Below are 10,750 nucleotides of genomic sequence, written 5' to 3' on the forward strand. Positions count from 1 at the left end.
CCTCATGCGCGGCGCGCCGGGCGCTGCGCGTGGAAGGGCAGCGGCTGCTCGGCCGGGATGGCGGCGCCGACGAAGCGCACCGCCTCGTCGGCATACGCGGCGTCGAGCGCGCGATAGTCCTCGCGCGCCGGGCGGCGCCCGGCATCGTCGTCGTCGGGCGAGCGCGGCGCGTCCGGTGCCTGCGAGGCGGCCACGCCGGCCAGCGGCAGCAGCGCGCCGATCACGAAGCCGTAATGGCTGTTGCGCTGCGTCAGTTGCCCGGCCAGCGCGCGCAGGATCCCGGCCGTCTCGCCGAGCAGCGCGCGCGCCTCGGCGGCGGGAATCCGCGAGAGATACTCGAGGAACACCGGCAGGTAGTCGGGCAGTTCGCCGGATTGCAATTGCAGGCCCTGCCGTTCGTACATGCGCAGCAGGTCGACCATCGCCTGGCCTCGATCGCGCGACTCGCCATGCACGTGCTCGAACAGGTGCAGCGAGGTGGCGCGGCCGCGGTCGAACAGCGCGACGTAGTTCTCCTGCAGCGTGAGCAGGTCGCGCTCGCGCAGGTAGGCGAGGAAGCGGTCGATCCCGGCGCGCGCGGCCTTCGTGAGACGCGGATGCGCGCGCAGGTGCGCCTCGATCGAGTCGAGCACCTCGAGCAGGCCTTGGTCGGGATAGTCGAGCAGCGCGGACAGGGCCGCGTGGATCGGATCGGGTTCGCCTGGATGGCGTGTCATGAAGCCTCCCGGATAGGAATCGTCTTCGCGCCTTGTTTCGGGCTGAACAGGCTGCCCGAGGTGCGCCCGTCGGAGCAGCCGTTGCCGAACGAGAAGCCGCAGGAGGCGCGCATCTCGAAGGCATCCTCGGCGGTCTCGCGATGGGTGGTCGGGATCACGAAACGATCCTCGTGGTTGGCGATCGCCAGGTAGCGGTACATCTCCTCGACCTGCGCGAGCGAGAGCCCGACCTGCTCCAGCACGCCGCTGGCCTCCACGCCGTCGACATGCCGTGCACGCATGAAGCCGCGCATCGCCAGCAGACGTTGCAGCGCCAGCTTGACGGGCGCCTCGTCGCCGGCGGTCAGCAGGTTCGCGAGGTAACGCAGCGGGATGCGCAGCGATTCGACATCGGGCAGCCAGCCGTTCATGCCGAGCACGCCGCTGTTGGCGGCGGCGTTGATCGGCGAGAGCGGCGGCACGTACCAGACCATCGGCAGGGTGCGGTACTCGGGATGAAGGGGAAACGCGATCTTCCAGTCGATCGCCATCCTGTGGACGGGCGAGCGCTGCGCCGCTTCCAGCCAGGCGGCCGGCACGCCGTCGCGCGTGGCCTGGTCCAGCACCTCGGGGTCGTGCGGGTCGAGGAACACCGAGAGCTGGGCCTCGTAGAGATCGGTCTCGCGCTCGACGCCGGCGGCCTCGGCAATGCGGTCGGCATCGTAGAGCAGCACGCCGAGATAGCGGATCCGGCCCACGCAGGTTTCCGAGCAGACGGTCGGTTCGCCGGCCTCGATGCGCGGGTAGCAGAAGATGCATTTCTCGGCCTTGCCGCTCTGCCAGTTGTAGTAGATCTTCTTGTACGGGCAGCCCGACACGCACATGCGCCAGCCGCGGCACTTGTCCTGGTCGATCAGCACGATGCCGTCCTCCTCGCGCTTGTAGATCGAGCCGGATGGGCAGGATGCCACGCAGGCGGGGTTCAGGCAGTGCTCGCAAAGGCGCGGCAGGTACATCATGAAGGTGTTCTCGAACTGGCCGTAGATGTCCTTCTGCACCGCCTCGAAATTGACGTCCTGCGAGCGCTTCTCGAACTCGCCGCCGAGGATCTCCTCCCAGTTCGGTCCCCATTCGATCTTCTCCATGCGCTGCCCGCTCACCAGCGAGCGCGGCCGCGCCACCGGCATCGCCGTGGCGTCGCCAGCCTGCTGCAGCTGGGCGTAGTCGAAGCTGAAGGGTTCGTAGTAGTCGTCGATCTCGGGCAGGTGCGGGTTGGCGAAGATCTGCGCGAGCAGCCGCCACTTGCTGCCCAGGCGCGGTTCGAGCCGGCCGTCGGCGTGCCGTTGCCAGCCGCCGCGCCAGCGCGTCTGGTTCTCCCAGTCCTTCGGGTAGCCGATGCCGGGCTTGGTCTCGACATTGTTGAACCAGGCGTATTCCATGCCCTCGCGGCTGGTCCAGACGTTCTTGCAGGTCACCGAGCAGGTATGGCAGCCGATGCACTTGTCGAGGTTGAGCACCATCGCGATCTGTGCGCGCACTTTCATTCGAGCTCTCCCGCGTTGAGGCTGTCCGCGGCGCCGGCATCCACCGTTTCGCCGTCGAGCCAGTCGATCCGGTTCATCCTGCGCACGATCAGGAATTCGTCGCGATTCGAGCCGACCGTGCCGTAGTAGTTGAAGCCATAGGACAGTTGCGCGTAGCCGCCGATCATGTGGGTGGGCTTGAGCGCCACGCGCGTGACCGAGTTGTGGATGCCGCCGCGGGTGCCGGTGATCTCGGAGCCCGGCGTGTTGATGATCTTTTCCTGCGCGTGGTACATCATCACCATGCCCGGCGGGATGCGCTGGCTGACCACGGCGCGCGCGCAGAGCGCGCCGTTCGCGTTGTAGCACTCGATCCAGTCGTTGTCGGCCGCGCCGATCGCCCGCGCGTCGCTCTCCGAGATCCACACGATCGGGCCGCCGCGCGACAGCGTCAGCATCAGCAGGTTGTCGGTATAGGTGCTGTGGATCCCCCACTTCTGGTGCGGGGTGAGGAAGTTCAGCACGCGTTCGGGGTTGCCGTTCGAGCGCGTGCCGAGCAGGTGTGCATAGTTGCCGGTGTCGATCGGCGGCTTGTAGGCGCACAGCGCCTCGCCGAACGCGCGCATCCAGGGATGGTCCTGGTAGAGCTGCTGGCGGCCGCTCAGCGTGCGCCAGGGGATCAGCTCGTGAACGTTGGTGTAGCCGGCGTTGTACGAGACGTGCTCGGATTCGATGCCGCTCCAGGTCGGCGAGGAGATGATCTTGCGCGGCTGGGCCTGGATGTCGCGAAAGCGGATCTTCTCGTCCTCGCGCGCGGCCGCCAGGTGCGCGTGCTCGATGCCGGTAATCGCGGACAGCGCCCGCCAGGCCTTGACCGCCACCGCGCCGTTGGTTTCGGGCGCCAGCGCGAGGATCGTCTCGGCCGCGTCGAGCGCGCTGTCCAGGCGCGGGCGACCTGCCGGCCCGTGCTCGCCTGGCTCGGTGCGGCGGTTCAGGGCGCCGAGCAGTTCGATTTCCTCATGGGTTTGCCAGCCGATGCCCTTGCCGCCGTTGCCGAGCCGATCGAGCAGCGGGCCGAGCGAGGTGAAGCGTCGGTAGGTGGCGGGATAGTCGCGCTCGACCACCGTGATGGCGGGCATGGTGCGGCCCGGCTGCGGCTCGCATTCGCCGCGCTTCCAGTCGCGCACCTCGAAGGCCTGGGCCAGCTCGCCGGGCGTGTCGTGCGCGATCGGCGCGAGCACCACGTCGCGCTCGACGCCGAGATGGCCTTCGCACAGATCGGAGAAGCGCTTCGCAATGCCCTTGAAGATCTCCCAGTCGCTCTTCGACTGCCAGGCCGGATCGACCGCCGCCGACAGCGGGTGGATGAAGGGATGCATGTCGGACGTGTTCATGTCGTCCTTCTCGTACCAGGTGGCGGTCGGCAGCACGATGTCGGAGTACATGCAGGTGGTCGACATGCGGAAGTCCAGCGTGACCAGCAGGTCGAGCTTGCCGCGCGGCGCCTCCTCGTGCCATTGCACCTCCTCGGGACGCGCGCCGCCGCTGGCGCCGAGGTCCTCGCCCTGCACGCCATGGGTGGTGCCGAGCAGATGCTTGAGGAAATATTCGTGGCCCTTGCCGGAGGAACCGAGCAGGTTGGAGCGCCAGACGAACAGGTTGCGCGGGAAGTTCCGCGGCGCGTCCGGGTCCTCGCAGGCCATCGCCAGCGAGCCCGAGGCGAGGCGTTGCGCTACCTGATGGGCGGCATCGGAGGCGGCGTCGTTCGCGTCCAGGCTCGCGCCGACGCGCAGCGGGTTCTCGCCGAGCTGCGGCGCCGAGGGCAGCCAGCCCATGCGCTCGGCGCGCACGTTGTAGTCGATCGGCGTGGCCGGGAAGGACGTCGGATCGGCCAGCGGCGAGAGCAACTGGCGCGGGTCCATGCCGTCGTAGCGCCATTGGTCGGTATGTGCGTAGAAGAACGAGGTCGAGTTCATCTGGCGCGGCGGGCGATACCAGTCGGTGGCGAAGGCCAGCGGCAGCCAGCCGGTTTGCGGGCGCAGCTTCTCCTGCCCCACGTAGTGCGACCAGCCCCCGCCCGACTTGCCGATGCAGCCGCACATCGCCAGCATGTTGATGATCGCGCGGTACGACATGTCCATGTGGAACCAGTGGTTGATGCCCGCGCCGATGATCACCATCGACTTGCCCTGGGTCTTGTGCGCGTTGTCGGCGAACTGGCGGGCGACGGCGATCGCGTCGGCGCGCTTGACGCCCGTGATCGCCTCCTGCCAGGCCGGCGTGCCGGGCAGGTCGTCGTCGTAGGAGGCGGCCACGTCGCGCCCGCCGAGCCCCTGGTCGAGCCCGTAGTTGGCGACGAACAGGTCGTAGACGGTGGCCACCAGCATCTCGCCGTTGTGCGTCGCCACGCGGCGCGCGCCGATCCGGCGCCTGAGCGTCGAGCCGTGCCCGGTATGCGCGAAGTGCGCATGCGGCTGGTTGCCGAAGTACGGGAACAACACCTCGACCGCCTCGTCGTGCGCGGCGGTCTGCGTCAGTCGCGGCGTGAAGCAGGCGCCGCCGGAGGTCTGGTCGCGTAGGTTCCACTTGCCGCGATCGGCTTCGCCGGGCCTGGCCCAGCGAAAGCCGATCGAGCCGACCGGAACCACGAACTCGCCGCTGGCCTCGTCGATCATCACGCTCTTCCAGTCGGCGCGTTCGGTCTCGCCGAGCGCGCCGTCGAAATCGGAGGCGCGCACGATGCGCTCGGGCAGGTAGCCGCCCTCGGGATGCGGTACCAGCCGGACCAGGCAGGGCATGTCGGTATAGCGCCGGCAGTAGTCGAGGAAATAGTCGCCGCGCCCGGCCAGGTGGAATTCCTTGAGGATCACATGGCCCATCGCCAAGGCGAGCGCCGCGTCGGTGCCCTGCTTCGGGTGCAGCCAGAGATCGCCGAGCTTCGCGCCCTCGGCGTAGTCGGGGAACACCGAGACGATCTTGGTGCCGCGATAGCGCGCCTCCACCAGGAAGTGCGCATCGGGCGTGCGCGTCTGCGGGACGTTGGAGCCCCACATCATGATGAAGGTCGAGTTGTACCAGTCGGCCGATTCGGGCACGTCGGTCTGCTCGCCCCAGGTCTGCGGCGAGGCCGGCGGCAGGTCGCAATACCAGTCGTAGAAGCTCAGGCAGACGCCGCCGATCAGCGACAGGTAGCGCGAGCCGGCCGCGTAGGACACCATCGACATGGCCGGGATCGGCGAGAAGCCGACCACGCGGTCGGGGCCATGTCGTTCGATGGTATGCACGTTGGCCGCCGCGATGATCTCGTTGACCTCCTCCCAGCTCGAACGCACGAAGCCGCCCAGGCCGCGACGCCGTTGATAGCCGCGACGCGCCTCGTCGTCGTCGACGATCGCGCGCCAGGCCTCGACCGGCGCGAGCGTGCGGCGCTTCTCGCGCCACTGCCGCACCAGCGCGCTGCGCACCATCGGGTACTTGATGCGGTTCGCGCTGTAGAGGTACCAGGAATAGGAGGCGCCGCGCGCGCAGCCGCGCGGCTCGTGGTTCGGCATGTCGGGGCGGGTGCGCGGGTAGTCGGTCTGCTGGGTTTCCCAGGTGACGATGCCGCCCTTCACGTAGACCTTCCACGAACAGGAGCCGGTGCAGTTCACGCCGTGCGTGGAGCGCACGATCCGGTCGTGCTGCCAGCGTTGCCGGTATCCGTCCTCCCACTTTCGGTCCTCGTCGGTGACCGTGCCGTGACCATCGGAAAATGACTGCCGGGCCACGGTGAAATACCGCAGCCGGTCGAGGAAGTGACTCATCGAAACCTCGCGTTGGGGGACGTTTGGCCGAACTGCGTTGCGGGTCGCTCCGGTCCGCCGGGCGTGCCGGACAGACTGATCCGTTACCGGTACCGCGACTGCGCCGCATCGGGCGACGCCATCTTAGCGACGCGCCGCGATGCGGGATGCGACCTGCATCAAACGCTCAATGAGATTTCCAGGTGGGGATGGAAGGAGATTTCCCGGCTTGCTGCGAATTTTCGAACGCGGGGAATCCATCGATCTTAAGCTAAACGAAATGTCTGGGCGATTCGCTGTATATCGATGGATGTTTTGACGGGGCGGTGATGCGGGGAGCGCATCGGCGGGAGGGCGAGCCGCGCATGGCTGGTGCGCGGCTCGTTTCGTTTCGAGGTTCAGGCTTGCCCGAACACCTGCCGGATTCTCGCGAACAAGCCGTGCTGCGCGATCCACGCGGCGTAGGCGCGATACTCGGGATCGCGCATCAGGTGGCGTTCCTCGGTCTTGGCCCGCATGAAGTAGATGCCGTTGACGGCCAGCAGTGCCGCGCAGTGCGCGAGCGCGACCTGCCAGCCCAGCGCGCCGACGAAGGGCACCGAGATCATCCAGTACGACAGGTTCTTGGTCAGGTAGGCCGGGTGCTTGGTGAAGCGATACGGGCCCGAGGTGATGATGCCGCGGTTGGTCAGGTTCGAGAAGCGCAGGCCGAACGAGATCGTCGAGAGCGCGTAGCAGAGTACCAGGGCGATGATCACCGCGCCCCACAGGCACTGGATCAGCGGCACGCCGGCCAGCCAGTTGTCCCAGAACAGCGTGCCCTCGTAGCGGATATAGCGATCCGAGATCAGCGACCAGAACGGCTGGTAGCAGACCAGCGCGACCAGCCAGCCGAGCGTGGTGGGCTCGACGGTGCGCACGTGGCTGTCTAGGATGCGGAAGGTGCAGAGATAACCGACCGAGCCGAACAGCAGGTCCATGGTGAAGGCCAGCTCGTACAGGAAGCGGAAGGTCGCCAGCGAGTAGGGCGCACTCTGCAGGGCCGTCAGCGAGGCGGTCAGGTGGTCGGCGTTGCTCGACACGTAGACGAACATCAGCGGCAGGAAGAAGGCCTTCACGCCCCAGCCGGCCAGCATCTCGCGCACGCTCGACCAGCTTTCCGGCTTCTGCCCGCGGAACACGAAGCGCGCCCAGCACAGGTAGGCGTCGTCGACCTCGCGCTGACGCGCGTCCATCCAGGCGAAGTAGAGCGGCGCACCGACCGCGAAGTACGGCGCGAGCATCGCGCAGAGGCTCCAGAACGGCTTGTAGAAGTCGCCGTGGTATTCGGGCAGCAGCCAGTAGATGAAGGCGATGCCGGCGTAGATCGAGCCGAGCCCGGCCAGCCGCATCGCCACGCGCGCGAAGCTCATCGGGCGTATCGCCTCGGCGGCGAGGCCGGCGCTGGGGCGCAGGTAGGCGCGCGCCACGAACAGCTCGTAGCTGGCCACCACCACGATGATCGCGAAGCAGGCCGCGAAGCCGCGGCCGGCGCCGCTCAGCAGGCTGCCGTCGCGCGAGAACCACAGCACGGCCAGCGCCGCGGCGATGCCGGCCAGGCCGACCGTGAAGGGGGTGGCGGAACGGGGTGGCCGGGCCCCGACGTCGGAGAGACTATCGATGGTCGAGTTCATGTCATTCCTCGTGTGATGACATCTTGTGATCGGTCGGCCGGGCTGTTGGAGTATAGGTGCCCGGCCGCCGTATTTCCGCTGCTTGTTGCTCGTTGCTTGCTGCGTGTTGTTGCCTGCCGCCGTGTGTCGATTCCTGCCGCCACGGCGCGGCCTGGATGCCGGCGGCGGATGTTCCCGCCGCCGGGTTTGCCGCCTTACTTCTTGCCGCCGCCGAGCAGGCCGCCGAGCAGGTTGGTCACCGGCGAAAGCAGGCCCGCCGAGGTGCCGCCGGAGGCGGTGCTCGAACCGGACAGCGAACCCGTCACGCCGTTGGCCGCGCCCGACACGGCGCCGGTCACGGAGCCGGTCGCGTTGGCGACCGTGCCCACCGCGCCCGACACGGTGCCGGTCACGCCGGCGGCCGCGCCGTTCGAGCCGATCGATCCTTGCGCGCCACCTGCCAGGCTGCCGGTCAGGCCGCCCACCAGGTTGGTGACCGGCGCGAGCAGGCCGCCCAGGCCGGCCGATGCGCCGCCGTTGGCGGTGCCGCCGACGCTGCCCGTCAGGCCGCCGATCAGATTGGTGACCGGGGTGAGCAGGGCGCCGAGGCCGGCGGTGCTGGTACCCGAGGTGCCCGACGAGGCCGAGCCCGAGGTGCTGCTGCCGCTGCTCGAGCCGCCGCCGATGGTGGCACCCAGGCCCAGGTTCAGGCCCAGCGAACCGGTCAGGTTCAAGAGCGGGGCGAGCGGGTTGGTGGTCGAGCCGGTCAGCAGGCCGCCGGTGCTCGAGACGGTGTTGCCGAGCTGGGTGACCACGTTGCCGAGATCCTTGCCGACCGGGTTGCCGGTGGCATTCGAGATCGCCGCGCCCGCGCTGCCCAGGCCCGCGCCGATGGTGCCGAGCAGGCTGTTGACGGGCGCGCCCAGGCCGGTGGCCGAGCCGACCGTCTGCGTGACGTTGGTGACGGCATTGGTGATCGGGTTGACCAGCGAGCTGACGCCCGTCTCGATCTGCTGGACCGGGGCGCTGCCGAGCACGGTGCCGAGGCCCGTGCCGACGTTGCCGACCACGCCGCCGAGCGAGTTCACCACGGTGCCGAGCGTCTGCGTGAGCGGGGCGAGCGGCGCGAGCGGGCCGCTGCCGAGGCTCGACACGGCGCCGCCGAGCGACTGCACCGAGTTGGCCACGTTCGACACCAGGTTGGCCGCCGAGCTCAGCGTCGGCCCGAGCGGGTTCGACGAGGTGCCGATCTGGCCGAGGCCGGCGCCCAGGCCGTTGCCGAGCGAGACGATGCCGTTGCCGAGGCTGTTGACCGCGTTGCCGATGCCGGTGGTGGTGCCCGTGCTGACGATCGGGATGCCGCTGCTGGCGACCTGCGTGCCGCCGTCGGCGACGGTCTTGCCGGTGGCGGTGACGATGTTGCCGAGCTGGTTGATGATGGTGCCGAGCGGGCTGGTGCCGGTGCCCGAGGTACCGGAGGTACCGGAGGTGCCCGAAGTACCGGAGGTGCCCGAGGTACCAGACGTGCCTGAGGTACCGGAGGTGCCCGAAGTACCGGAGGTGCCCGAAGTACCGGAGGTGCCCGAAGTACCGGAGGTGCCCGAAGTACCGGAGGTGCCCGAAGTACCGGAGGTGCCCGAAGTACCAGACGTGCCCGAAGTGCCGGAGGTGCCCGAGGTACCAGAAGTGCCCGAAGTACCGGAGGTGCCCGAGGTACCAGACGTGCCCGAAGTGCCGGAGGTGCCCGAGGTACCGGAGGTGCCCGAGGTACCAGACGTGCCCGAAGTACCGGAGGTGCCCGAAGTACCGGAGGTGCCTGAAGTACCAGAAGTGCCCGAAGTACCGGAGGTGCCCGAAGTACCAGACGTGCCCGAAGTACCCGAGGTGCCCGAAGTGCCCGAAGTGCCCGAAGTGCCCGAAGTGCCCGAAGTGCCCGAAGTGCCCGAAGTGCCCGAAGTGCCCGAGCTACCCGAAGTCCCGCCGCCCGACGTCCCCGACGATCCACCCGAAGTACCCGAGGTCCCCGACGCGCCGCCCGAGGTACCCGAGGTCGCGATACCGAGATTGCCGCCCGGCGGCGTGGTCAGTGCGTCGGTCCCGCCGCAACCCTGCAACGCGAGCAGCGACGACACGCCGACGGTGATCGCGGATTTCTTGAATAGCGCGCGCATAGCATCCTCACAGAAAAAATGTTGTTCTGGAGGGGCTTGCTGCAAAATCCGGACCACGCATATCCATCATGCGTGGAGCGTTGGCTTCGTGAAATTTCCTGCGAACAATCCCAGGAAAGCGAGCGCAATGCGCGAAACCGCGCCGCAATTGTTAACGCGGCGAGCCCGATGTTCCGCGTGGTGCTACGTAACGCCGGGCAAGCTGCCGTAACGAGCCGGGGGCGTGACGCGCGGCGCCGCCCCGGCTTCAGCGGATCCTCAGACCAGCCCGGCCGGCCGGCGCGTGGGCGGGATCGGCGCGTCGTCGAGCGCGCCGAGGAAGCCGGTGGTCCACCAGTGCACGTCGTGCTTGCGGATCTCGGCGAGCAGGGCCGTGTGGCGTCGCACGCGCTCGTCCAGCGGCATGGTCAGGGCCGCCTGGATCGCGCGCGCGGTGCCCTGGATGTCGTAGGGATTGACCAGCAGCGCATCGGTCAGCTGCTCGGCGGCGCCGGCGAAGCGCGACAGCACCAGCACGCCGGGGTCCTTGCCGTCCTGCGCGGCGATGAACTCCTTGGCCACCAGGTTCATGCCGTCGCGCAGCGGCGTGACCAGCGCCACCCGGCTCGCGCGGTACAGCCCCGGCAGCGAGCTGCGGTCCAGGCTGCGGTGGATGTAGCGCACCGGCATCCAGTCGAGTTCGCCGTAGTCGCCGTTGAGCGAGCCGCACAGCGTATCCATCTCCTGGCGCAGGTGGTCGTAGGCGTCGACGTCCTCGCGGCTCGGCGCGGCGATCTGGATCAGCGTCGCGCTCTGGCGCATCTCCGGGTAGCGGTCGAGCATCTCGCGGAACGCCTGCACGCGCTGCGGCAGGCCCTTCGAGTAATCGAGGCGGTCCACGCCGAGCAGCAGCTTGCGGCGCGAATACTCGTCGCGCATCTGCTCGTA

6 protein-coding genes are annotated in these 10,750 nt (G+C 68.6%); all 6 read right to left on the minus strand.

Annotated elements, in window-relative coordinates; translation table 11 throughout:
- Positions 1 to 2: 2 nt before the first annotated feature.
- On the minus strand, positions 3 to 716 hold the full coding sequence (gene narJ, locus FB600_RS17745; RefSeq protein WP_098182067.1) for a nitrate reductase molybdenum cofactor assembly chaperone: 714 nt from the start codon (positions 714 to 716) through the stop codon (positions 3 to 5).
- Positions 713 to 2,239, minus strand: a complete 1,527-nt coding sequence (gene narH / locus FB600_RS17750; protein ID WP_096751579.1) for a nitrate reductase subunit beta — start codon at positions 2,237 to 2,239, stop codon at positions 713 to 715. Before narH ends, narJ begins: the two co-directional genes overlap by 4 nt.
- Positions 2,236 to 6,021, minus strand: coding sequence for a nitrate reductase subunit alpha (locus FB600_RS17755; RefSeq protein ID WP_145757163.1), 3,786 nt, complete (start codon positions 6,019 to 6,021; stop codon positions 2,236 to 2,238). Before FB600_RS17755 ends, narH begins: the two co-directional genes overlap by 4 nt.
- Before the next feature lie 377 nt (positions 6,022 to 6,398).
- Entirely contained in the window at positions 6,399 to 7,673 is a 1,275-nt protein-coding gene (locus tag FB600_RS17760) for an isoprenylcysteine carboxylmethyltransferase family protein (protein WP_096751577.1), read from the minus strand.
- 194 nt (positions 7,674 to 7,867) lie between these two features.
- The gene (locus FB600_RS17765; RefSeq protein ID WP_145768426.1) at positions 7,868 to 9,823 is read right to left on the minus strand and encodes a collagen-like triple helix repeat-containing protein; all 1,956 of its coding nucleotides are present in this window, start codon (positions 9,821 to 9,823) and stop codon (positions 7,868 to 7,870) included.
- A gap of 258 nt (positions 9,824 to 10,081) precedes the next feature.
- Positions 10,082 to 10,750, minus strand: a 669-nt coding sequence (locus FB600_RS17770) for a trehalose-6-phosphate synthase (RefSeq protein ID WP_186467902.1), incomplete at its 5' end; no start/stop codon positions are given.

This window comes from Burkholderia sp. SJZ089 (assembly GCF_007828315.1).
GTDB classification, from domain to species: domain Bacteria; phylum Pseudomonadota; class Gammaproteobacteria; order Burkholderiales; family Burkholderiaceae; genus Burkholderia; species Burkholderia gladioli.